This window comes from Zunongwangia pacifica, assembly GCF_023499215.1.
GTDB lineage: Bacteria > Bacteroidota > Bacteroidia > Flavobacteriales > Flavobacteriaceae > Zunongwangia > Zunongwangia pacifica.
Window position 1 is genome coordinate 1 of the sequence record NZ_JAKHSK010000034.1, and the last position, 26,598, is coordinate 26,598.

General features: G+C 36.7%; 17 protein-coding genes. 9 read left to right on the top strand and 8 right to left on the bottom strand.

Going from position 1 to position 26,598, the window contains the following annotated elements:
* Positions 1-157: 157 nt before the first annotated feature.
* The 4 genes from L1967_RS17835 to L1967_RS17850 form a co-directional block, all read right to left on the bottom strand.
* Positions 158-757 carry a GNAT family N-acetyltransferase gene (locus L1967_RS17835; protein ID WP_249602861.1) on the bottom strand — a complete coding sequence of 200 codons (600 nt, stop codon included), beginning with the start codon at positions 755-757 and terminating at the stop codon, positions 158-160.
* Between the two features lie 116 nt (positions 758-873).
* On the bottom strand, positions 874-1,692 hold the full coding sequence (locus tag L1967_RS17840) for a sulfurtransferase (RefSeq protein ID WP_249602862.1): 819 nt from the start codon (positions 1,690-1,692) through the stop codon (positions 874-876).
* A gap of 307 nt (positions 1,693-1,999) precedes the next feature.
* The gene (locus tag L1967_RS17845; RefSeq protein WP_249602863.1) at positions 2,000-2,386 is read right to left on the bottom strand and encodes a RidA family protein; all 387 of its coding nucleotides are present in this window, start codon (positions 2,384-2,386) and stop codon (positions 2,000-2,002) included.
* Positions 2,387-2,402: 16 nt separating this feature from the next.
* Positions 2,403-5,069 (bottom strand): putative LPS assembly protein LptD, encoded by a 2,667-nt coding sequence (locus L1967_RS17850; protein WP_249602864.1) that lies wholly within the window; start codon positions 5,067-5,069, stop codon positions 2,403-2,405.
* Between the two features lie 193 nt (positions 5,070-5,262).
* Here L1967_RS17850 and L1967_RS17855 point away from each other — a divergent pair, with 193 nt between their 5' ends.
* The 7 genes from L1967_RS17855 (at position 5,263) to bshA (ending at position 14,311) form a co-directional block, all read left to right on the top strand.
* Positions 5,263-6,393 (top strand): N-acetylmuramoyl-L-alanine amidase family protein, encoded by a 1,131-nt coding sequence (locus L1967_RS17855; RefSeq protein WP_249602865.1) that lies wholly within the window; start codon positions 5,263-5,265, stop codon positions 6,391-6,393.
* Between the two features lie 55 nt (positions 6,394-6,448).
* Entirely contained in the window at positions 6,449-7,399 is a 951-nt protein-coding gene (locus L1967_RS17860; protein ID WP_249602866.1) for an MlaD family protein, read from the top strand.
* Positions 7,400-7,406: 7 nt separating this feature from the next.
* On the top strand, positions 7,407-8,747 hold the full coding sequence (locus tag L1967_RS17865; protein ID WP_249602867.1) for a 4Fe-4S dicluster domain-containing protein: 1,341 nt from the start codon (positions 7,407-7,409) through the stop codon (positions 8,745-8,747).
* A gap of 24 nt (positions 8,748-8,771) precedes the next feature.
* Entirely contained in the window at positions 8,772-9,563 is a 792-nt protein-coding gene (locus L1967_RS17870; protein ID WP_249602868.1) for a (Fe-S)-binding protein, read from the top strand.
* A 114-nt stretch (positions 9,564-9,677) separates the two neighbouring features.
* Entirely contained in the window at positions 9,678-10,163 is a 486-nt protein-coding gene (locus L1967_RS17875; protein ID WP_249602869.1) for an ABC transporter ATPase, read from the top strand.
* Positions 10,164-10,165: 2 nt separating this feature from the next.
* The gene (locus tag L1967_RS17880) at positions 10,166-13,102 is read left to right on the top strand and encodes a serine hydrolase domain-containing protein (protein ID WP_249602900.1); all 2,937 of its coding nucleotides are present in this window, start codon (positions 10,166-10,168) and stop codon (positions 13,100-13,102) included.
* A 60-nt stretch (positions 13,103-13,162) separates the two neighbouring features.
* A complete protein-coding gene (bshA, locus tag L1967_RS17885; protein ID WP_249602870.1) occupies positions 13,163-14,311 on the top strand; it encodes an N-acetyl-alpha-D-glucosaminyl L-malate synthase BshA in 1,149 nt (382 codons plus the stop codon).
* Positions 14,312-14,345: 34 nt separating this feature from the next.
* On the opposite strand, the gene L1967_RS17890 is transcribed toward bshA, so the two are convergent.
* Entirely contained in the window at positions 14,346-14,840 is a 495-nt protein-coding gene (locus L1967_RS17890) for a hypothetical protein (protein WP_249602871.1), read from the bottom strand.
* 137 nt (positions 14,841-14,977) lie between these two features.
* On the opposite strand from L1967_RS17890, the gene L1967_RS17895 reads away from it, so the two are divergent.
* Both L1967_RS17895 and L1967_RS17900 read left to right on the top strand, forming a co-directional pair.
* Positions 14,978-17,899 (top strand): FAD-binding and (Fe-S)-binding domain-containing protein, encoded by a 2,922-nt coding sequence (locus L1967_RS17895; RefSeq protein ID WP_249602872.1) that lies wholly within the window; start codon positions 14,978-14,980, stop codon positions 17,897-17,899.
* Positions 17,900-18,397: 498 nt separating this feature from the next.
* Positions 18,398-20,266 carry a hypothetical protein gene (locus L1967_RS17900; RefSeq protein ID WP_249602873.1) on the top strand — a complete coding sequence of 623 codons (1,869 nt, stop codon included), beginning with the start codon at positions 18,398-18,400 and terminating at the stop codon, positions 20,264-20,266.
* 371 nt (positions 20,267-20,637) lie between these two features.
* Here the strand turns inward: L1967_RS17900 and L1967_RS17905 are convergent, their stop codons facing one another.
* The 3 genes from L1967_RS17905 to L1967_RS17915 form a co-directional block, all read right to left on the bottom strand.
* Positions 20,638-23,034, bottom strand: coding sequence for a GH92 family glycosyl hydrolase (locus tag L1967_RS17905; RefSeq protein WP_262917464.1), 2,397 nt, complete (start codon positions 23,032-23,034; stop codon positions 20,638-20,640).
* A 9-nt stretch (positions 23,035-23,043) separates the two neighbouring features.
* Entirely contained in the window at positions 23,044-25,338 is a 2,295-nt protein-coding gene (locus tag L1967_RS17910) for a GH92 family glycosyl hydrolase (RefSeq protein WP_249602874.1), read from the bottom strand.
* 128 nt (positions 25,339-25,466) lie between these two features.
* Entirely contained in the window at positions 25,467-26,426 is a 960-nt protein-coding gene (locus tag L1967_RS17915; protein ID WP_249602875.1) for a glycoside hydrolase family 43 protein, read from the bottom strand.
* Positions 26,427-26,598 lie beyond the last annotated feature (172 nt).

Below are 26,598 nucleotides of genomic sequence, written 5' to 3' on the forward strand. Positions count from 1 at the left end.
ACCCCGTTCTTGTCACGGGCTTCTTTAAAATGCGCCCGACAGGATTGCTCACTATCAAAATGAGCTGTAAAAGTGAAGATATTCATTATATTGAATTTGAGGTGAATATAATCAAAATTAAGAAATTATGAGTATTTACGGATAATCAATAATTTTTTTACTTCCTGTATTTTTCCATTTCGTATCTCAATGATTTTTTAACTCCGGCCCATTCATGATTAGTTATGGAAAATATTACCGTATCTCTACAACTACCATCTGGGTTTAATCTATGATTTCTTAAAATTCCGTCTTGCTTTGCTCCAAGTCTGGAAATCGCCGCTCGCGAGCGTAAATTAAACCAATTGGTCATAAATTGCACAGCGATACAATTCATCTCTTCAAATGCATGCTTTAATAAATAATATTTACATTCCGTATTGACGCCGGTACGTTGATATGTTTGCGCATACCAGGTATAGCCAATTTCTAATCTTTTATTTTCAAAATCCATATTACAAAATCTTGTTGAGCCAATAATGTCTCCACTTTTTTGATCAACAACCACAAATGGAAATTCAGTTCCTTTTTTCTTTTTTTCAAGAGCGCTTTCAATATAATGGTCTATATTTTTTATCGATGGAACAGAGGTAAACCAAAGTTCCCATAATTTTCCATCGGCAGCCGCTTTTAATAAAAAATCTTTATGTGATTTTTCTAATGGAATCAATCTTATATTTTCACCCTCTAATTCTAATTTTTCAATCCACTTTTTCATGTTTATGATATTGGTTTAATTAAAACAAAAATTTAGACCGTAAGTCTTATTATCGTGTTATTGCCTAATTAAGGATTTCGTTTCAGAGATTCCTATTTTTTTACCAAAGGCTTAAGTTAAGAAGTTACCAAAGTTCCGTATTCAGTCCAGGAGCCGTCATACAGGGATTTAGGATTATTCAGAATAAATTCACTTGCCATATAAACTATACACGCAGTAACTCCCGATCCACAACTAAAAATCAATTCTTTAGATTCATTTTCTAAATTTTGAAAGACCAATTTCAATGCTGCCTTGTTTTTAAACTTACCATTGTTTAAAACCTCATTAAACGGAATGTTTATGGAACTAGGTATATTCCCGCTTCGTAAGTTTTTTCTGGTTTCCTTTTCTATTCCGTTAAATCTTTCTGTTTTTCTAGCATCAATGACTAGGGCATTTTCTTTTTCCCTGTTATTCTCAATTTTATGAAACGTTGCAATTAGATTTTCCTGAAAATTACATTTGAAATCACCTTTTTCATAGTTAATATCATAATCGTTTTGAAGTGGATAATTGCTATTTACCCATTCTGGCAGCCCACCATTAAGAACGGTTACATTATTATGCCCCATAACTTTAAACATCCACCAGACCCTGGGGCTTGTGTAAATACCAAGATTATCGTAAATAACTATCTGGTTATGATTGCTTATACCCATTTTTCTGCAAGCCATTTCAAATTGCTCTACAGTGGGTAGCATATTGGGAAATTCTGATTCCTGATTACTAAAGTCATTTTTAAGATCAAAATATCTTGAATTTTTTATCTTTAAGTTGCTGCAATTAGATTTTAATCCTGCTTGGTTAGATGGCGCACTACAATCTAAAATTATAAGATGAGGATCATCTAGTATATCTTTTAATTCCTCTGTACTTGTAATAAGATTATTCATTAGCAACGAAATATCTATTCAAATTTTAATCCTCGTTTGGTCTTTCAGGAACTAAAATACTCAAAAAGGCACCAATTTCATGCTAGTTCGTATTTTCTAATGGTAAATATTTACAAGAATGGTTTAACTAATGCAGAGACTTTTTCTTAAAAAAGCTCAGGTGATTCTTTTTGGAAAAACGTTTGAAACAATATTTAGAAAATAGAGAAGAAATAAAAAACGGCTATAATTAATTACATATTGCAGTAACTAATTATAGCCGATATTATAAAGTTTACAGGTGATTATTGTTGAAATTTCCTGTTGCTTAATCGATCACGGCAATGGCACTAATCTCTACATTTACAAATTTAGGAAGATTGGCAACTTCTACCGTTTCTCTCGCCGGAGCAGTTTCAGCCTGAAAATAAGTACCATAAATCTCGTTTATTTTTCCAAAGTTATTCATATCACTAATAAAAATCGATGTTTTAATCACATTTTCAAAAGTACAATTGGCTTCAGCAAGAATGGCTTTTAAGTTTTCCATCACCAGCTTGGTTTCGGTTTCCAAGTCGTCGGTTTCTAATGCTCCGGTAGCTGGATTAATAGCAATTTGCCCTGAAATAAATACCATATTCCCGGTTTTTACAGCCTGATTATATGGTCCGATAGGAGCAGGGGCTTTATCTGTTTTAATGATTTCTTTTTTCATAATTAAAGGTTTTGGTTTAATTTCTTCCTATAACTCTTGTTGGTTGTCTACGCTTATCGTATTTAATATCACTAAGCATAGAGGCTTTTATACCAATAAAGAAATTCCAAGATCTACGCGCACTAAAAGGTACCCAGCTAAAGCTCATTCGCCAACTATCTAAATCTCTCTGAAAGCGAAATTGAGTATAGGTAAAACCATGCTCCCTAATATCAAATCCAGAAGATGCTCCAACCGCCCATTTTGGGGATAATTCAACATCACCAGAAAACATGATAGAATGTGAGGTAATTTCGTTTTGCCTTCTTGAGTTATTATAGGTCATGGTATAAGATAAGCGTATATCCCACGGAATTTTATAATTATACCATTCTCTATTTTCTTTGTCATCTTTCCCTTCAAAAGGATCTTCATCTTCATAAAGATTGCCGTCTAAGTCGGTATTTTTTCCGAAGAGATCATCGGGACGTCCACCATTTCGCTTAGATTCATTATCAATCTCATCTTCGTTTTCGTTATCCTTATCTGAAAAATCTTTAGTTGAAAAGGAATACCCAAAACTTACATTGGCATTGGTAAGTCTAAACAAACTACCACCATTTGCGATATTGAGCTTGTCGATACGCTGGTTACTGTTGTTAAGGGCATAAGGATCCAGATTCCCTGTAAAATTAATATCTAGTTTGTTTTGAACAATTGGGATACCTCCACGAACCGAAATTGGTGCCAGTTTTACCGAATCTGCCGCAAGGTTGTAAGAAGTACTTAAACTAAAATTGTTTAATAACTTAATCTTTTTAGGCTCGGTAGCCGTACTGTCTTTATCCCGTACTTTGGCTTCTAAAGTATTACTGATGCTTAATCCTATAGAACTGGAGTAGTTTTGATTAGGGGCACCATAAAGCGTTCCGGTAAAACGCGAATATTCTACCAGTTCAGTTAAACCATCGGTTAAAGAAGTACGTTCGTAAGTATCGTAATATTGATCGAATGCAGGGTTGATTCCGTAACTAATCGATGGGCGCATTACATGTCGAATAGCTTGTATCTTACTGTCTTTGCTAAAATCTTTACGGCCATATAAGGTAGTACCTATACTTGCATTAAAGTTATACGTACGATAAGCATCAAAACCATTTATAGTATCTGTAATAACAGTATTATTGGCTTGGTCGTAAGATTTTTCGAAGGTTTTAAACACCCAGTTTTCCTGAAAATTGGTACTTGCACTAACACTAAAATATTTTAGGATTTTAAAGTTTGTGGCAAGTGGAATGCTATGTTGCGCTCCTGTTATGGCATCTTTAAACATTTCTGGCTGAAAGAAAAGTTCATCTGTCGTTTTAAACCTATTTTCTGCCCGTAGGTTATACTGAAGGTTTATATTCTGAATAATACCTTTTTTAGAACCCCCTTTTGGTGCAAAAGGATAAATCCTATCAACACTAGCCTGTAAGGTAGGCAACGTCATATTAATTTCTCCGGTATTGGTGTTCTGGCTATGTGTAGCGGTAAGGCTAAAGTTTATTCCAGGTGTAGTTTCAAATGTTTTGCTGTACGAAATAGAAGAACTAAGTGTGTTATTTAGGAAGTTTGCCGTGTTACTTTGGTTTACAGACTGTTGATAGTAATTACTACTACCAAGGTTTACCGAAGCCGAGAATCTTGAAGATGGACTGGCCTTAGCGTCCTGGCTATGCGACCATCGTATGTTATACACCGAGCTTTCTGAAAAATCTGGAAAACCTCTTTCACTATTATATTGTCTCTCGTACCTGAAACTAAAATTCCCTCTAAATTTATATCTTTTGGTATAGCTAGACTCTAAACGCATAGCGTAACTACCATTGGTATAATAATCCCCTACAGCTAAAAGATCGGCATAATCGCTTAAAGCAAAATAATACCCTCCGTTTTGCAGAAAATAACCCTGCTGGCTATCTCCAAAAGATGGAATGATAAAACCAGAAGTACGCTCCTGTGTAAGTGGGAAATATCCAAAAGGCAAACCTAGTGGCGTGGGAATATCGGCGATATACATATTTACAAGCCCCGATACAATTTTCTTGTCTGGAACAAATTTAATCTTTCGGGCATAAAAGTAATATTCGGGATCATCTACATTTTCTGAAGTTGTAAAGCGTACATTCTTCATAAAATACACCGAGTCATTTTCTCGCTTAGTGACCTGTCCCTTCACATTAAAAGAAGCTTCCTGCGTCCTGGAGTTATAAACCAAAGCCCGTTCACTATCAAAATTAAAGCGGATGGAATCGGGTTCTACTGTTTTGCCACCTTGCGTAAATACAGGGGTTTGTGTATATGTGCCGGTAGAATCGGTTATCCCGTAGGCATATACTTCATTTTTTTCATTATCAATGATGATATAACCGGCATCAATGGTCATATCCTGATAAACTACCTGAGCTTCGTTATACAGGTACATTTTTTTCTCACGATTGCTAAGGCGCATGTAATCTGTTGCTTTATACTTTACAACATCGGTAATCATACGGTTTTGGCGAGACTGTTTTAAGGTATCTCTTTCAAAAAGGCCAAGAATACTATCCTGGGTCCTTACCAATTCTGCCAATGGCAAAGTACTCACCATTACAAGTGAATCTTTTTTCGGTTCTATTCTAATACTTTGATTTTGTTCTAGTTCCTGAGCCTGTAGAAACATACTCGAGAACAATAGAAAAATACAGCAAAAAAGTATATTAGGTATATTTGTTTGCAATGCTTTAAGTACTATTTTTGTAAAGAATGGCTTACTTTTTGAGTTTCCAAAATTACATATATTTTTTTAGCTAACTTTTGTGATTGCGCGAAAATAGTAATTAAAATATTCACCCAAGAATTAGCGTTACTTATTTATGAGAACGAAAGTACTTTATCTTTTAGTATTATCATTTTTTTTAGTTTTTAATCAGCAACTTTTTGCTGCAGAAAAACCAATGCCAACAGATCCATTTGTGGTTGTGTTAGATGCGGGCCACGGCGGCAAAGACCCCGGGAATATGGGGAATGGCTATAAAGAAAAGGATATTGCCTTAAGTATAGTTTTAAAAGTAGGCAAAGAATTGGAGCGTAAAGGTATAAAAGTAGTCTATACAAGAAGTACAGATGTTTTTATTCCGTTAATGGAGCGTGGCCAGATTGCAAATGATGCCGAAGCCGATTTATTTGTCTCTGTACATTGTAATGCACACAGCTCTCAGGCGTCAGGCACCGAGACCTTTGTTTTGGGGCTCAATAGGAATGAAACGAATTTTGAAGTTGCCAAACGAGAAAACTCGGTAATCTATATGGAAGAGGATTATAAAGTTACTTATAATGGCTTTGATCCTAATTCTCCAGAATCTTTTATAGGAATGACTTTAATGCAGGAAGAATACCTTAATCAAAGTATTCTTTTAGCCGATTTAATTCAGAAGAAATTTACGAATGATCTTAAGCGTAAAAACAGGGGGGTAAAAGAAGGCGCTTTAATTGTATTGCACCAAACCTATATGCCCAGTGTGTTGGTTGAAGTTGGTTTTTTAACCAATAATAGCGAAGGAGCATTTTTAAACAGCACTGCAGGACAGAATAGAATGGCCGGTGCCATCGTAGATGGAATTTTAGGTTATGGCGATCAAATTAATTTATCAGCAATAGAAAGTATAAGTCAGTCTCACCCCAATGTACCAAAATCTGAGTCGGGTGTAAGTATAGATGGTAAACCTGCAGATTATTACGAGGGAATCATTTTTAGTGTGCAGCTTGCGGCAGGCTCTAAAAAACTGGAAACAAAATCATATAATTTTAAAGGACTAAACGGTGTCTTTAGAAAAAAAGAAGGCAAACTTTACAAATATTACCTTGGCGAGACCTCTAGTTATATTGATATTCAGAAGATACATCAAAAAGCAATTAGCAAAGGTTACCCCAGTAGTTATATCGTAGCCTTTAAAAATGGAGAGAAGATTACAGTTAATGAGGCGTTAAAAACTAATCTCAATTAAAGGACTTTCCTATATTTATCCCTAAATTTGTTTGCATAAATAAAATTACTAGCTTTTGAAAATTTCTAATGAGGTTAAAACCGCTATACTTGCCATAGTAGCTATTGTACTATTAATTTTTGGTTATAGTTTTCTAAAAGGTAAGAACTTACTGGATTCCAGCCGAACATTTTACGCTGTTTACGATGAGGTCGAAGGATTATCCCCATCATCTGCGGTTACTATTAATGGTCTAAAAGTAGGACAGGTGACCGATATTGATTTCTTGAATAGACAAGGACAACTTTTAGTAACTTTTACTGTTGAAAAAGACTTCAATTTCTCTAAAAACAGTACGGCACAAGTTTATGGAGGTGGAATTATTGGCGGAAAATCTCTAGCCATTGTACCAGAATATGAATCGGGACAAATGGCAAAATCTGGTGATACTTTGCAAAGTAATGTTGAAGAAGGCATTATGGAACTCGTTAATGAACGCCTTACACCGCTTCAGCAAAAATTAGAACGTACGGTGGTAAGTGCAGATTCGCTTTTAACCTCTATCAATGACCTTTTAAACGATAGTACCACTTATAATATCAATAATACGTTTAAAAATCTTAATCAGACCATGCGTTCTCTAAAAGCAACCAGTACCTCTTTAGAGGGTATAGTAAAGGGAAATGCTGAAAATTTAAACCAAACATTCGATAATCTTAATGCGATGTCTGGTAACTTTAAAACGGTTTCAGATTCTTTAAAAGCGATAAATCTAGGTCAGATTACAGATGATTTAGAAACGGTAGTGGCCGATTTTAGAGGAATTGCAGATAATTTAAATAATGGTGAAGGGACAGCAGGAAAACTGCTTAATGACGATAAAGTTTATGATAATTTAGATCGCGCTACCAAACAATTGGAAGAACTACTTCAGGATATAAAACTGAACCCGAAACGTTATGTTCATTTCTCTGTTTTCGGAAAAAATCCTGGCCCTTACGAAGAGCCTAAGGATTCTTTAAAATAAAGGCAGTATGCAAATCGTAGCACAAATTGTATTTTTAATAGCGTTGGTTTTTGGTATTTCTTTTTTTGTAAGGAATATTAAAAAAATGCTCAGAAATATAAAGCTGGGTAAAACCATAGACCGATCAGATAATCCTTCAGAGCGTTGGTCTAAAACCTTAAGAATTGCTTTTGGGCAAAGTAAAATGGTTAGAAAACCTGTTTCCGGGTTTTTACATGTGATCGTTTATCTGGGGTTTATTATTATTAATATAGAAGTACTAGAGATTATTATTGATGGCCTTTTTGGTACGCACCGCGTACTTTCTTTTATGGGAGGTTTCTACAACGTTCTCATTGGGATTTTTGAAGTTTTAGCATTGCTTGTTTTTATTGGAGTGATCATTTTCTGGATTAGAAGAAATGTGCTGAATATTTATCGATTTTTGAGCAGAGAATTAAAAGGCTGGCCTAAAAATGATGCCAATTATATTCTCTATTTTGAAATGGTGTTAATGACCCTTTTTCTGGTAATGAATGCTGCCGATTATCAGCTTCAGATAAACGGAGCTGTCCATTATGCACACGAAGGCGGAATTATAGGCGGTTTTCCTATAAGTCAGTTTATCGCTCCCTTATTTGAAGGGTTATCCAATAGTACTTTAATTATTATTGAAAGAGGTGCCTGGTGGTTGCATATTATCGGAATTTTATTTTTCCTGAATTACCTATATTATTCAAAACATCTTCATATTCTTTTAGCCTTTCCTAATGTGTATTTCTCTAAACTAAAACCTAAAGGAGAAATGGATAATGTTGAAGCGGTTAAAAAAGAAGTCGCATTAATGATGGATCCCAATGCCGATCCTTTTGCTGCACCACCTGAAGGTGAGGAGGAAGGGGAACCCGAGAAATTTGGCGCTTCAGATGTGATGGATCTCAATCAGGTTCAATTATTAAATTCCTATACCTGTACCGAGTGTGGACGATGTACGGCAGAGTGTCCCGCTAATCAAACCGGCAAGAAATTATCTCCCCGAAAGATTATGATGGATACCAGAGACCGTCTGGAAGAAGTAGGAGATAATATCAATAAAAACGGCAAATTTGAAGATGATGGCAAGCAATTGCTAGACGACTATATTTTAAGGGAAGAGCTTTGGGCATGTACCACCTGTAATGCTTGTGTAGAAGCCTGCCCGATAGGTATCGATCCGCTTTCTATCATTTTAGAGATGCGCAGATACCTGGTTATGGAGCAAAGTGCCGCTCCAAACGAGTTAGCCGTATCGTTAACCAATATCGAAAACAATGGCGCTCCCTGGCCTTATAATCAGATGGATCGATTAAATTGGGCTAAAGAAAACTAATTGAAATTATAGAATTTTAAGACTATGGCAGAAGCGATTAAAGTACCAACCATGGCAGAATATATGGCTGAAGGTAAAAAACCTGAAGTGCTGTTTTGGGTTGGCTGTGCAGGAAGTTTTGACGATCGTGCCAAGAAAATAACCAAAGCTTTTGTAAAACTTTTAAATGAAGCAGGGGTAGATTTTGCTGTATTGGGTACAGAAGAGAGTTGTACCGGTGATCCTGCCAAGCGTGCCGGAAATGAGTTTTTATTCCAGATGCAGGCTGCAATGAATATTGAAGTTTTAAATGGCTACGAGATTAAAAAAGTAGTTACCGCATGTCCTCATTGCTTTAATACCATTAAAAATGAATATCCCTCTCTGGGAGGCAACTATCAGGTAATGCACCACACCCAATTTCTTAAATCGTTGCTTAACGAAGGAAGATTAAAGGTTGAAGGAGGGAAATTTAAAGGTAAACGTATTACCTTTCATGACCCTTGTTATTTAGGAAGAGCTAATGGAGAATATGAAGCTCCTCGTGATCTTCTTAAAAAGCTTGAAGTGGAGCTTATCGAAATGCGCAAGTGCAAAAGCAACGGGTTATGTTGTGGCGCCGGTGGTGCACAAATGTTTAAAGAGCCAGAACCTGGTAATAAAGACGTAAATGTTGCCCGAACCGAGCAGGCCATGGAAACAAATCCTGAAATAATCGCCGCAGGCTGCCCTTTTTGTAATACGATGATGACCGACGGTGTTAAAAGTAAAGAAAAAGAAGATAGTGTCGCGGTTATGGATGTTGCCGAAATGATCGCAAATGCCAACGATCTTTAATTCAGATATTTAAAAAATAAAATCCGATAAAGCCGATTTTGTATGAAATTTGGCAGTCTTTTTGCGACTATAATTTTACAAATCAGCTTTTAATCATAAAATGACCACCACACTATGTTAGTACCTTTTGAATCCTTACCAGATAATTCCCGTGTGTGGATTTATCAGTCCAATCGTTCTTTTACCGATGAAGAACTTGTTGAAATTAAGCAAAAATTAGATGAATTTTTAACCCAATGGACGGTACACGGCGCCAACCTTCAGGCCGGTTACGAGATAAAATATAAAAGGTTTATTACCATTGGTTTAGATCAGGAAGTTAATGCAGCTTCAGGATGTTCAATTGATGCTTCAGTTCATTTTATTCAAAGGCTTGAAAAAGAATACAATGTCGACTTATTAGATAAGATGAATGTGTCTTTTAAACAGGGTGAATTTGTAGCTTATAAAACATTAACCGATTTTAGAAAACTGGCAAAAAACAAGTCGGTTTCCCCTAATACCATTGTCTTCAATAATCTTGTAAATAACAAAGCTGAGTATCTTTCAGATTGGGAGGTTCCTGCATCAGATAGTTGGCATAAGCGATTTATGAGCTAATGATGTTAAGAACCAGTTTCAGGTTATTCTTACCAGCATTTTTATTTCTATTTGTTTTTAGAGGATCTGCGCAAAGCGGTACCACTCCAGATCCGTTATTAACTAAAGATAGCGTAGCACAAAAAAAATGGGTAGACAGTATCTATTCCGGTTTTTCCCTGGAAGAAAAATTAGGGCAGCTATTTATGGTCGATGTTTTTACAAATGGAAGTGAAGCGGGTATAAAAAAAATACGAAATCTAATTCAGGAAAATCATATTGGTGGAGTTATTTTCTCTAAAGGAGGACCGGGGAGAGAAGCCAGGATCACTAACCAATTTCAGGAGTTAAGTAAAACTCCGCTTCTGGTAGGTATGGATGCGGAATGGGGATTGGCCATGCGTTTAGATTCTACTTTTGCTCTCCCGTGGAATATGACTTTAGGCGCTATTCAGAATAACAAACTAATTGAAGAAGCTGGCGCCGCGATTTCCAGACATACCAAAAGACTGGGAATTCATATTAATTTTGCTCCGGTAGTCGATATCAATACCAATCCGCTTAACCCCATCATCGGTAATCGCTCCTTTGGAGAAAACAAAATAAACGTTACTGAAAAAGCCCTGGCTTTTATGCGTGGGATGCACCGCGAAGGAATATTATCCAGCGCAAAACATTTTCCCGGGCACGGTGATACCGATCAGGATTCGCATAAAACCTTACCATCGGTCAATTTTCCAAAAGAACGTATTGAAGGGGTAGAATTATATCCTTATCGAGAACTTATTAAGGATAGTCTCAGCAGTGTGATGGTTGCCCATTTAAACGTACCTGCTTTGGGCACTCAGGAGGGAAGACCTACCTCACTTTCTAAAAAAGTAGTAACAGAAATGTTACGCGAAAATCTACAATTTAAAGGCCTAATTTTTACGGATGCTTTAAATATGCGCGGCGCATCGAATTATGATGAACCGGGAGAAATTGACCTTGCTGCTTTTAGGGCAGGGAACGATATTTTATTAATTTCTGAAGATGTTCCAAAATCCATAGCCAAACTGAAGTCGGCTTATCTTTCAGGCGAAATTACCGAAGATCGCTTAGCACATTCGGTAAAAAAGATTTTAAAAGCAAAATATAAAGCCGGTTTAAACCATTACGAGCCTATTGCAGAACGATTTCTTTATGAAGAACTAAATAATGTTCGAGATGATGCTTTGTATGAGAAATTGATGGAAAATGCCATGACTTTAATTAGAAATAATAAAGGAATGGTTCCTATCAAACACCTGGATGAGCAAAAAATAGCCTATGTTGAATTAGGAGATGACGATGGCAGCCCTTTTCTTCAGCAATTAAAGAAATATGCGAAAGTAGATCATATTTCCGCAGAAAGATTACCCGATCTTTTATACAAGCTTAAAAATTATAATTATGTAATTGTTGGTTTCCACAAGAGCAATAAAAATCCTTGGAAATCGTATCGATTTAGTGGTAAAGACTTATTGTGGCTGCATGAAATTGCGAAAGAAAATAATACATTATTATCCGTTTTTACCAGTCCATATTCACTTTTAGATATTCGTAGTACAACCAATCTTCAAAGCATTTTAGTAGCCTATCAAAATAGTGAAGTTGCACAGCAAAAAGCAGCTCAGGTGATTTTTGGAGCTATTGAGGCAAAAGGAAAATTACCGGTAAGTACGGGAATTGAGTTTCCAGAAGGTACGGGATACGACACCAAAGCGATTGAGCGATTAAGTTACGGCGTTCCTGAAACGGTAGGTATGAACTCTTTTAAGTTAAAGAAAATCGATTCTATCGTTAATTATGCGATTGCCAAGAAAATGACTCCTGGGGCACAGGTTTTAGTGGCTAGAAAAGGTAAGGTTATCTATAGTAAAAATTTTGGATTTTATACTTACGAGCATATCAAACCCGTTTCAGACACTTCGGTCTATGATTTGGCCTCACTTACTAAAATTTTGGCTACGCTACCACTGGTTATGGAACAGGTAGAAGAAGGAATTATAGATTTTGATACAAAATTGGGCGAAATAATGCCCGTTTTTAAAGGCACCAATAAAGAGAACATAAGACTACAGGATATGCTAATGCATTACGCACGTTTAAAAGCATGGATTCCTTTTTATGTACCCACAATCGATGCCGTCACCAAAAGACCTTCTAAATTATATTATCATGAAACTGCCGACGATCGTTTTAATGCACAAGTGGCCGAGCATATGTTTATAAGGGAAGATATGCAGGATACGATTGTCGATATTATCGCCAAAAGCGATTTAAACCGAAAAAAGGAATATAAGTATAGTGATTTACCTTTTTATATTCTTAAATATTACTTGGAGGCCTATTACAAAACCAATCTTAACAGTTTAACACAGGATCATTTGTATAAATCTTTAGGTGCAAATTATACAGGATATTTACCGCTCACCAGATTTTCTTTAGACGAAATTGTACCAACCGAAAATGATAAATTATGGCGTGGACAACTGGTACATGGTTATGTTCATGACCAGGGAGCAGCAATGCAGGGAGGTATTGGCGGACATGCCGGATTATTTAGTAATGCCAACGATGTTGCTAAAATTATGCAAACCTATTTACAGGGTGGATCCTACGGAAGTGAAAAGTATTTAAAGCCGGGTACAATTGAAAAATTTAATACCTGTTATTATTGCAAAGAAAATGTAAGGCGTGGGGTAGGTTTCGACAAACCACAAATTAGAGGTGGTGGTCCTGCCTGTTCTTGTGTTTCAAAAAGTAGTTTTGGGCATAGTGGATTTACAGGAACATTTGCATGGGCAGATCCTGAAGAAGAATTAGTTTATATTTTTCTATCGAATAGAGTGTATCCCGATTCTACAAACAGGAAACTGATTCATGAAGATATCCGAACAAAAATTCAGCAGGTTATTTATGATGCTATCGATTATTAAGGAAAACTGCCCAAAAATGATTAAATTGAATCGGATATCGCCGGTTTTAAAAACGCATTAATGAGAATAGCAATTGTTTGTTATCCCACCTTTGGTGGTAGTGGAGTAGTAGCTACAGAACTTGGGCTAGCACTTTCCAGAAGAGGTCACGAAATTCATTTTATAACCTATAAACAGCCGGTAAGACTCGATCAGCTTTCCAGCAATGTTAAATTTCACGAAGTTCACGTTCCTAAATATCCACTTTTTCATTATCAGCCTTATGAGCTTGCTTTAAGCAGTAAGTTGGTAAATATGGTTAAATTACACGATATTGAAGTGCTTCATGTGCATTATGCCATTCCGCATGCCTATGCTGGTTACATGGCCAAAAAGATGCTGGAAGAACAGGGCATTACTATTCCTATGGTCACCACATTACATGGTACAGATATCACTTTGGTAGGAAACCATCCTTTTTATAAACCCGCAGTGACCTTTAGTATTAATGCGAGTGATATGGTAACCTCGGTTTCTGAAAGTTTAAAACAGGACACGCTAGATCTTTTTGAAATTAAAAAAGACATTAAGGTTATTCCCAATTTTATAGATGTGTCCAAATATCAGCAAAAAGCGTTTACCGATTGCCAGCGGGAAATGATGGCTGAAGGAGACGAGAAAATTATTACGCACATCAGTAACTTCAGGAAAGTAAAAAGAATTCAGGATACGGTTAAGGTTTTTTATGAAATTCAGAAGAAAATAAAAAGCCGTTTAATGATGGTAGGAGAAGGCCCTGAAAAAGAAAAAGCTGAAGAACTGGCTGAAGAACTTGGCATTCAGGATAAAGTAATGTTCCTGGGACAAAGTCACGAGATAGATAAGATTCTATGTTTTTCAGACTTATTTTTGCTTACATCAAAAAGAGAGAGTTTTGGTTTGGCGGCTTTAGAAGCGATGATAAACAGTGTGCCGGTAATTTCTACAAATACCGGTGGATTGCCCGAGGTAAATGAGCAAGGCGTTTCGGGATATTTATGTGATGTTGGTGATGTTAAAGGGATGGCTCAAAAAGCAATTTCAATTTTAAGTGATAATCATACCTTGCAAACCTTTAAGCAAAATGCTTACAAAGTGGCACAGAAGTTTGATATTAATCAAATTGTCCCTATGTACGAAGAGTTGTACGCTGAACTTTTAGAAAAAAGCATAAAAAAAGTGGAAAATTAATTTCCACTTTTTTTATATAATCTTTTTAGATCGTTTAGAATTGGTATCTAATACCTATTGCAAAATCTGGAGAAAAATCATCGATAGCTTTATTATCGATAAAACTAATTTCTGGTCTTAAATCAAGAGAAAGTACCAACGGGATATCAAAATTATATTCAATTCCTACATCTCCAGCTAAAAATATAAAAGATTCATCATCATAAGGATCAGGACGATCATCGTCAATGCTTGCAAAACCAGCACCAGCACCGGCATACCAATTAAATCCACCTTCAATATTCCATACCCACTGGTATAAACCAACAAGCTTTACGATATCATAATGTTTGCTGTTTCTCCACCCTAAATCGAATTCTAAGCGGTTATTATCATTTCCAACGGCTCTTTGGTACGAAATTTCAGGTCCAAAACCATCATTACCACCAATTCGTAGTCCTAAAGCATTATCAGCAATTTCCTGTGCATTTACATTTGTAAATAAAGCAGACCCTAAGGCAACCATTGCAATTACTAAAAACTTCTTCATATTTTGATTTTATTGATTTAAGGGCAAATTTAGTTTTTGAAGTTATTTTTAAAAGCTTCTTGTCGCCAATCTATTGTTAATTATCTTTAAAAATCTGTTAAGTTGTTTAACCTATTTTGCTTACTTTTAAAGGCTGTATGGAAAAGAATCTTCAGCAATTAGCAGCGCGTCTGGACGGACAGTTATTCGATGATAAATTATGGCGTTCTATTTATGCCACAGATGCATCGGTATATAGAGAATTACCTTTAGCAGTTTGTTACCCAAAAAGCAATAAGGACATCAAAGAACTTATTCTTTTTGCGAAAGAAAACAATACCTCATTAATACCAAGAACGGCCGGTACTTCGCTGGCTGGGCAGTGCGTGGGTAAAGGTATCGTTGTAGATGTTTCTAAACATTTCACAAAGATATTAAGTGTAAATACCAAGAATAAAACGGTCACCTTGCAACCCGGCGTCATTAGAGACGATCTAAACCGAATGCTAAAGGAATACGGACTTTTTTTTGGACCTAATACCTCTACCTCTAATCGTTGTATGGTTGGTGGAATGGTAGGGAACAACAGTAGCGGGACTACTTCAATTAAATATGGTACAACCCGTGAAAAAACGGTCGCTTTAAAAACGATCCTTAGTGATGGAAGTGAAGCTGAATTTAAGGCGATCTCTAAAGAAGAGTTTAAAGAAAAGCTGAAATTAGACAATTTAGAAGGTGATATTTATAGAGCTATTTTCGAGATACTTTCTTCTGAAGAAAACAAAAGAGAGATCATCAAAGAATTCCCACCACGAGAATTACATCGTCGGAATACGGGTTATGCGATAGATGAATTAATTTATTCTGATGTTTTTTCTGAAGATTCAGATGAACCTATAAACATTTGTCACCTGCTTGCCGGAAGCGAGGGAACTTTAGCCTTCACCACCGAACTTACCCTGCAATTAGACGATTTACAGCCCCCTGAAGCTGCTATGATCGCTTCACATTATAGAAGCATCGAAGATTGTCTACAAGATGTAGCTTCTACCATGGAACATTCGCTGTTTACCTGCGAGATGATGGACAAAACCATTTTAGATTGTACCAAGCAAAACATCAAGTATCGGGAAAATCGATTTTTTATCGAAGATGATCCTCAAGCTATTTTAATGTTAGAAGTAAGGGCGAATACGGCAGATGAACTTCAGGAAAAAACGAAAGCTTTGCTGCAAACCCTTGAAAATAATGGAATAAGCTATGCCAACCCGATTCTTCATGGAGAGCAAATAAACATGGCTTCAGAATTACGAAAAGCAGGCTTAGGTTTGTTGGCAAATATCGTTGGGGATAAAAAAGCGGTGGCCTGTATTGAAGATACAGCAGTAGCATTACCGGTTTTGGCCGATTATATTAATGAATTTAGCCAGATCATGAAATCGTACCAGCAAAATGCGGTGTATTACGCGCATGCTGGTGCCGGAGAACTTCATTTACGTCCCATTTTAGACCTTAAGAAAAAGGAAGATGTAGTGCTTTTTAGAAAGATCACTACAGATGTAGCGAAATTGGTAAAAAAATACAATGGTTCTATGAGTGGGGAGCATGGCGATGGCCGTGTTAGGGCAGAGTTTGTGGAAATGATGGTAGGCGCTAAGAACTATGCCCTTTTAAAGCAGATAAAAGCGGCGTTTGATCCTCAAAATATTTTAAATCCCGGGAAAATTATTGATGCACCGGCAATGGATACTTCTTTGCGTTATCAACCCGATCGAAAAGAACCGGAAATAAAAACCCTGATGAATTTTGATGAAAATCAGGGCATATTACGTTTGGCCGAGCAGTGTAATGGGAGTGGGGATTGCAGGAAATCTGCCGAAAGTGGCGGCACCATGTGCCCAAGTTATCGTGCTACAAAGAACGAGAAAGATACAACCAGGGCACGGGCCAATACCTTACGGGAATTTTTAACTAATTCAGATAAGGAAAATAAGTTTAGCCACCAGGAGATTAAAGAAGCTTATGATCTTTGTTTAAGTTGTAAGGGTTGTAAAAGTGAATGCCCAAGTAGTGTAGATGTGGCTGCTTTAAAAGCCGAATTTCAATATCAATATCAAAAGGAATACGGTTTTTCGAAGAGGAGTAAAGCTTTTGCCAATAATGGTAAAATGAATAAAATGGCTTCTAAGGTTCCCGGGCTGGCCAATTTTATGTTTACCAATAGTTTTACCGCCGGGGTGGCGAAAAAAGTGATGGGCGTAGCCCCACAAAGAAGCCTGCCAAAATTAGCAAAAACTACCTTAAAAGCCTATTATTATAACAATAAAGAGCGCTTAGAACCTCGAAATTCGATAAAATCGGTATACTTTTTTAATGATGAATTTACCAATTATCTGGATGCTGAAATTGGTATCGATGCATTAGAATTATTAAGTAAGCTGAATTATAAGGTTATTTTCGTAGATCACGAAGAAAGCGGCAGAGCACATATTTCTAAAGGTTTTTTAGAAGAAGCTAAAGCAATGGCCAATACCAATATTTCTGTTTTTAGCGATCTTGTTTCTGAAGATACCCCGCTAATTGGTGTGGAACCTTCAGCGATACTTAGTTTTAGGGATGAATATTTACGATTAGCCGACGACCGAAAAAAGGCTGCTGAATTATCCAAAAACAGTTTTATCATTGAAGAATTTCTAAAAAAAGAAATCGCTCTTGGAAACATCAAAAAAGAACAATTCATTGCTGAAGAAAAAAATATAAAGATTCATGGCCACTGCCATCAAAAAGCATTATCGAATACAGCGGTAACTTTCGATATTTTAAATTTACCTGAGAATTACAAGGTTACTATAATCCCTTCGGGTTGCTGCGGAATGGCGGGTAGTTTTGGATACGAAAAAGAACATTATGAGGTAAGTATGGCAGTTGGGGAACAGACCTTATTTCCTGCGGTACGAAAAGCGACGGAAGAAACCATAATTTCTGCTAACGGGACCAGTTGCAGACATCAAATCTATGATGGTACAAATCGCAAGGCACAGCATCCGGTAAGCATTTTACTAAAAGCTCTTAAACGTTAAATATTGAGACGATAACAGGTGTTAAACCGAATTTAAAGGGATTAGTTTTTATAATTGATCCCTTTTTTAATCCATCATTAAGGGGTTAATTCCCCGAGGCTTGACTCTAAATTATAAAAAAGTTTTTTCGATTCAACCTTACAGGCTTGCCTGGAGGTTCTTGATTTTTCTGATCATAATGTTTCCATTTTTTCAAATTATAAAGAAAGTTTTTCTGTTTATACCTCTCTGGATTATCATAAACTTTTCTTCTTCGATAAATTATGCAAGTAACTAGTTGTGCATTAAAATTTTGTAGAATATTCACATTTTTTTAAAAGATTTTATTCCTTTTATTTCGCCCAATCTCCTGAATAATAGTCAGATTTGGTTATTAAACGATTATTTGGGTAGCTAATCGTTTATCTTTTTTGGATAAGATTTTATGCATTAATATTGTTCTGTTTTTGAGTATTAACCTACTATCGACTCATTATAAATTGTTAAAATAAGAATACGATGAAGAAAAATTACCCTTTAAAAAGAAACTTCGCCCTAACCGTTTTTTCTGTGCTTTTTGTAACTCTTATGAGTACAACTAGCTTATCTGCACAGGTAGGGATAGGAACTTCAAATCCAGATCCATCGTCTATTTTACATATTCAAAGTAGCGATAAAGGGGTTTTATTACCTAAAGTGGATTTAAAAAACCTAAAAGATAAAAATACGGTTAATAATCCTACAGAAGGTTTATTGGTTTACAATAAAAATGAAGACAATTACAATAATTTAAGAAAGGGCTTCTACATCTGGGATAATGAAAAATGGGACAAAGTAGAGAACAAGTCTGATGTGGACGAAGTAATGGAAGAAATTGATGAGCGCATTAAAGAATTAGAAGAGGGGTCTGGTTCTGGAGGCTCTGGATGGTCTTTAGAGGGTAATAATTTTGATAATGTGAATAATGCCGATAAAAAGTTTTTAGGAACTACAACCTGGCATTCACTATTTTTAAGGTCAAATAATAAGCAAATTGCTGAATTTGATCCTCATGGAGGTATCGCTTTAGGTTTTAATACCAAAGCAGACTGGGCAGGAGTTGCGATAGGAAATTCCGCAAGTATCACAGCAGATGAGGCTGTTGCTATAGGTAAAAATGCAAAATCTGGAAGTAGGTCCATTTCTTTGGGAAATGGCGCATTGGCGACAAATGATGAGGCTATTGGATTAGGTTTTAATGCTAATAGCTCTGGTAGCAAGGCGACAGCGATAGGTCATTCTGCCAAAGCTTCAGCAAATCAATCTGTTGCTTTAGGGCAGGCTGCATCAGCAAGTGGAAGCAGTTCATTTGCTATTGGTTCAAATGCTCAAGCTACCCAAAATGTAGCTTTTGCAATAGGGAATAGTGCTAAGGCGACTTCAAATGAGGCGTTCGCAATAGGTACAAATGCAAGCTCTTCCAGTGATCAGGGAATGGCTATAGGGGTTGGCGCCACTACCAAAAATCAGCAAAATGCTTTTGCCATTGGTGTTAATTCTGAGGCTTCAGGGAATAACAGTATGGCGATAGGTCATTCCTCAAATGTTTCTGGACAATATGCGGCAGCGATTGGTTACAATAGTAAAGCTTCACAACAAAATGCTACTGCTTTAGGTTCAAATTCTAATGCCAATGCTCAAAATTCTACAGCCATTGGTTATCAATCGACCGCCAACACCGCTTATTCTATAGTTTTAGGAAATAATACAGCAGCATCAAACTGGAATGGCTCTAAAATAGGTATCGGAACAAGTGATCCAACCGCCAAACTTCACGTGAATGGTTCTTTAAGGATTGTTGATGGTACCCAGGGGGAAAATAAGGTTTTAACTTCAGATGCTCAGGGAAATGCCAGTTGGAAAGATTTAAATGGAAATTCAGGTAAGGTATATGGTGATCTATATGTTAGTAAAAGACAAGCAATTCCGAAAGATGGAAATGCATATATCGCAAAATTTGATAAAACCACTCTTTCTAAAAATATTCAGCAAAATAATAATGGCATACAGGTAAAAGAAAGTGGTATTTTTAAAGTAAATGCTACAATTTCTATTAGAATTGATGATAGTAGTGCTGAAGATGATATTTACGAATTTTACTTGGCAATACAAGGGCAAAAAATAGTGGGGTCTACAGTCTATATGACTTTTGATCCGGAGTTTGTAAAAGTAGGTAAAAAACATACTGTTGCGTTAAATAAATTGATGAAATTAGAGAAAAATGAACAAGTGGCTGTTTATGTAAAGAAAGCTGGAGATCTTGGTTTAATTTCCGTTAGTTGGGGACATAATATTTCTTTAATGGAAGATGCTTGCTCTTTGACATTAGAAAAAATAGATGGAATTTAATTAGCACGCATTCCAACTTCGGATTAGTAAAAAATTGAAAAACTATTTAATTAAAAAGCTCATTTCAAAAAGATTTGAGCTTTTTTTGTTTTTTATAAGCAAGCCTAGAATTGGATTTCATTCTTAAGATTTTCTATCTTCAGTTATAAAAATAGTGAATGTCCGGAATGAATCATCATAAGCTATTGTCTTCCTAAACCTGCTTTTCCGGCAGGCGAGCTTGTCCTCGATAGCTATCGGAACGGAATGACGAAAACAACAAATTATTACTAATTACGGATAATCAAACAAAAAATAGACAAGAAATAAAAAAGCGGACTTAAAGAATACAGTCCGCTTTTAACACTCAAAACAATATAAACATATACAAACTAATTAATAAACAATATTGTATTGGGCTTGTTGGTCATGTAAAATTTAAGTTCACCACCATTTATTATGGCTTCATGAGAAATAAAGGGTCTGGTTAATTCCTTTCCATTTAATTCCACTTTATCCACGTATACATTTTTTTTACTTTGGTTTTCAGCAATGACGCTAAATGTATTACCATTTTCAAGATGTATACTGGCGTTTTTCACTGCAGGACTTCCTATGGCATACTCTATAGATCCCGGAGCAACAGGGTAGAAGCCTAAACTGCTAAAAATATACCAGGCACTCATTTGCCCAAAATCGTCATTACCACTTAGTCCGTCAGCTCCTGTTTGATATTTCATATCCAGGATCATTCTAATTTTATCCTGAGATTTCCAGGGCTTATTGGTCCAGTTATAAAGATATGCTACGTGATGTGAAGGCTCGTTACCATGAACGTAGTTACCAATAATGCCCTCACGAGAAATATCTTCAGTGTTCTCAAAATATTTATCAGGAAGTTCCATCGTAAAAAGTGAATCCAGATGTTGTGAAAATTGCTCTTTACCGCCCATCATTTCAATCATTTTAGCAGGCTCGTGAGGAACGTACAAACTATAGTTCCAGCTATTACCTTCTATAAAGCCCTGGCCGTGCGTATTTAGTTCATCAAAATCTTTTTTAAATGTACCATCACTTAGTTTAGGACGCATAAAGCCAGTTTTAGAATCGTAAACATTTTTATAGTTTTCGGCTCTTTTAATAAACTCTTCGTAGATCTCGGTTTTCCCCAGTTTCTTAGCTGCCTGAGCGATGGCCCAGTCATCATAAGCATACTCCAGAGTTTTAGATACTGAAGCTCCGTTTTTGTCTTCTGGGACATAGCCCATATCCATATAATAGCCTAAACCATCATAATATCTGGTTCGGGCTGTATTTACCATAGCTTCTAAAGCATGTTCCTGATCGAAATCTGCATTTCCTTTTACAATGGCATCAGCTAAAACAGAGGCACTGTGATAACCAATCATACACCAGTTTTCATTGGCGTAGTGCGACCAAACGGGAAGCATCGTATGGACACTCTGGTCGTAATGTGCCATCATCGATTGGGCCATATCGGCATTTCGTTTTGGCTGTAAAATATTGAATAATGGATGTAAAGCTCTGTAGGTATCCCAAAGCGAAAAACTTGTATAATTGGTAAAACCATCGGCCTGATGCACATTCATATCTAAACCCATATACTTCCCATCGGTATCCATATATTCTGTTGGGCCTAAAAAGGCATGGTACATCGCAGTATAGAAATTAGTTAATTCATCTTCGTCTTCAGAAGATAGTTGTACCTTATTTAATTCTCGGTTCCAATTTGCTCTGGCTTCTTTTTTTACATTTTCGAAATCCCAATTTGGAGTTTCTTCTTTCATGTTATTCAAAGCGCCTTCAGAACTTACCGGAGAAATAGCCATTTTCACCATCAGTTTTTCCTGGGGTGCTAAATCGAAATTAAAATACATTCTGATTTTTTCTCCGGCGATTTCAGGAAAGTTTTTAGCCTGATCGAATTTTCCCCAAAAACCACCATAAGGCTGGCGGTCATATCGTGCTCTTCCGTAGTCTTTAATTGGTTTACTAAAAGACATGGCAAAATAAACCCGGCGGGTTCTTGCCCAACCATTGGTTTGGCGGTACCCGGTAACTAAAGTATCATTTTCTACCCTAACAAAAGTCCAGACATTCTTATCGTCATAGTTATAAATACCATGCATTAAATCGAAAACGATATGCGCATTTTCTCCTTCGGGAAATGAATATTGATGCATTCCTACTCGGGTGGTGGCCGTCATTTCTGCCTTTATATTGTAGTCATCTAGCATCACGCTATAATAACCAGCTTCTGCCGTTTCTTTATCGTGGGAGAACCTGGAACGATAACCACTTTCTGGATTTAAAGCAGTTCCAGGATTTAGCTTAAGATCACCTGTAGTGGGCATGATTAAAAAATCACCAAGATCTGAATGGCCTGTTCCGCTAAAATGGGTATGACTAAAACCTACAATGGTATTATCATCGTATTGATACCCTGCACAATATTTATAAACATCGGGATTATAGTGACCATCTATGGCATAAGGAATAGTATCGGTATCCGGGCTTAACTGAACACTACCAAAAGGAACGGTAGCACCAGGGTAGGTGTGTCCCATTTTAGCCGTCCCAATCATAGGATCTACATACTTTGCAAAGTCTTTTGCGTTTTCAATTTTAGAAGCTAAAGCCGATGTTGTATCGGCTTCAGCATTATCACAAGAAGTGTAGATTCCCAGAGTCCCAAGCAAAATAGTAGTCCCTAGTAATCGCAATCTCTTTTGTTTTGAAGATTTGCTTTTTATTGAATTTATAGTCATAAATTAATGCTATTCGTTAGAATATGAATAAGGGAAAGCATTTTTTTTGATACCTCGATCTTTATTAGGAGTATCGGTCATTTCGATATTAATAGCAGCGCCTTTAATCAAATCTGAATGTTTTACATAGTTTTTATCATACGATTTCCCATTCATCTTCATGCTTTCGATGTACTTATTATCATCGCTGTTTTTAGGAGCGTTAATTACGATCTTATTTCCATTTTCGAGATTTACAGTGACTTTTTTGAATAATGGTGCTCCCATAACATATTGGTCTACAGAGGGAGTAACGGGATAAAAACCTAAAGCAGAAAATACATACCATGCAGAGGTTTGCCCGTTGTCCTCATCACCACAATATCCATCTGGCGTAGCTTTATACATTCTATCCATAGTTTCTCTTGCCCATTTCTGAGTTTTCCAGGGTTCACCGGCATAGTTATATAAATAAATCATGTGCTGAATGGGCTGATTACCGTGGGCATATTGCCCCATATTGGCAATTTGCATCTCACGGATCTCGTGAATCACACCGCCATATACACTTTCGTCGAAAATTGGAGGCATAGAGAAAACCGAATCTAATTTCTTCACAAAGTTTTCTTTTCCACCCATAAGTCCGATTAAACCTTCTACATCGTGGAATACAGACCAGCTATAGTGCCAGCTATTTCCTTCGGTAAAAGGATTACCCCATTTAAACGGATTAAAATCTTTCTGCCAGCTACCGTCTTTATTTTTACCTCGCATTAATCCGTAGGAAGGATCAAAAAGGTTTTTGTAATTCATACTTCTTTCAGCATAAATTTTAATCTCCTTCTTTGGTTTTCCTATGGCTTTACCAAACTGGTAAATTGCAAAATCGTCGTAGGCATATTCCAAAGTTCTTGCGGCACTTTCATTTACTTCAACATCATAAGGAACATAACCAAGTTTATTGTAATAAGGAGCACCGGCACGTCCTACCGCCGTCATTGGCCCTTCGTTGTTAGCGCCATTTACCAGAGCTTTCCATAAAGTTTCAGTATCGTAACCCCTTAACCCCTTAATATAGGCATCGGCTACTACAGAGGCGGAGTTGTTACCTACCATAATATTGGCATAACCCGGGCTGGACCATTCTGGTAACCATCCACCTTCTTTATAATCGTTAACAAGACCAGCCTGCATTTCTTCGTTAATAGAAGGATACGCTAGATTTAAGAAAGGGTAAAGAGCCCTAAACGTATCCCAAAAACCTGTACCGGCAAACATATATCCCGGAAGGATTTCCCCATTGTAGGGACTCCAGTGAACAATCTCGTCATTTTCATTGATCTCGTATAGCTTATTGGGAAAGAAAAGCGTTCGGTAAAGACAGGAATAGAAAGTTCTTACCTGATCTATAGTACCCCCGGAAACTTCTAATCTCCCTAATTTTTCATTCCAAAGATCGCGAGCACGTTGCTTTGTAGCTTCAAAATCGTCATTGGCAATTTCACGATCCAGATTTAATTGAGCCTGATCAAAACTAATAAAAGATGAGGCGACCTTAGCATGCACCACCGCACCATCTTTTGTATCGAAACCAACGATAGCACCGGCATGATCGGCCTTCATTTCAACTTTTCCTTTAGCTAGTGTATCACTTTCCCAGGTATTTACATCGCTAAATGGCTTATCAAACTGAATAACAAAATAATTCTTGAAATTGGTTAATTTTCCGCGGGCATATTTTGTGGTGTACCCAATAATCTTTTTTTCTTCAGGAATAACCTTTACATAAGAACCTTTATCGAAAGGATCAATAACTACGTATGAGCTATCTGATTTTGGAAAGGTCATTTTAAATTGGGCAGCACGCTCTGTAGGGGTAAGTTCTACGGTTACATCGTGATCAGCCAGATACACCTTGTAATAATATGGGGTAGAAACTTCAGCTTTATGAGAGAACCAGCTTGCACGATCGTCCTGGTTAAATTTTATTCCTCCGGTAACCGGCATTAACGAAAATTGACCGTAATCGTTCATCCATGGAGAAGGCTGATGTGTTTGCTTGAATCCGCGTATTTTTTCAGCGTCATAAGTATACGCCCATCCATGACCCATTGGTCCTGTTTGCGGCGTCCATAAATTCATTCCCCACGGCACAGCAACGGCAGGGTAGGTGTTCCCATTGGATAATCCAGGGCTAGAATCTGTTCCCATTAAAGGATTTACAAAATCTACAGGATTTTCAACAGATTCTATAAGATGGGTCTGGGCGTCCGCATAATTAAATATGGCAAGGAAAGCCAGTACCGATAAGAACTTTTTTTTCATAGTGTATATTGAATAATTTAGATTTTACTGGATAATCGAGATTAAATGATCCGTGACTTGTCTGGTTTTGAAAATGTTTTATTCAAATTGAATGCTTCGGGGGCAAGCCCAAAAAGATAGTTGCATGTTTATTTTAAAGGATGTGCTGCCACACCTTCATTGGTAATTTTCACAGGTTTTATGTGGCCATTACTATCAAATTCCATCACATCGATACAGGTTTCTCTGGAATTTCCATCGGTTTCTGTAAGCGGTCTGCGATGGTAAACAATATAATAGTCGTTATCTTTTGGATGTTTAATTACGGAGTGATGACCTGCACCTGTAGCAATGTCCTTATCCTGCTGAAGAATTTTGTCTATTCTTTTAAAAGGTCCCAACGGGGAATCTGCGATGGCGTAAGCTACCGAATAATCAGGTCCCGTCCAGCCACCTTCAGACCACATAAAATAGTACTTTCCATCTTTAATGAACATAAATGGTCCTTCTACGTAACCTTCAGGCGTAATTTCTTTAAAAACAGTTCCGTCTTCAAAAGGGATAAAACCAGTAAAATCTTCATTTAATTTCGCTATATTACAATGTCCCCATCCTCCATAATAAAGGTAGTACTGGCCATCTTTGTCTTTAAAACAAAACTGATCTATGGGTTGTGCACCATTATGAAATTTACCAATAAGCGGTTTACCCAAGTGATCTTTATACGGTCCCTCTGGAGAATCTGCCACGGCAACACCAATTCCGCCTAATTCCTCATCATTTTGTATATCGTTTGCGCCAAAAAACAGATAATATTTATCCTCTTTTTTGATAATGGAAGGCGCCCAGACTGCACGTTTAGCCCATTTTATGGCTACGGTATCTAATATTTTTTCATGTTTGGTCCAGTTTACAAGATCCGGAGAAGAAAAAGCGTCGAAAAATACTTGTTTATCATAAGGTGCAGAATATGTAGGGTAAATCCAATACTGATCGTCGAAAACAATGCCTTCAGGATCTGCATACCAACCTGGGAATACAGGGTTGTTATTTTGAGCAATAATGCCCCCAAAGCAAAGCATTATTAGGATTATAGTTAATTTTTTCATGATAAAAGAAATCTGGTTTTTCAGTTTGCTATGATACAAAATTAAACACTAATAAGTAAATCGATTTAGCTAAAATTTTAACGATTCCTTAATTTTTTACTATGTTACAAAAAATAATAACCACCTGCAAACATTAAATTTGCAATCCCTGTTTACTCTTTCGATCTTTAAA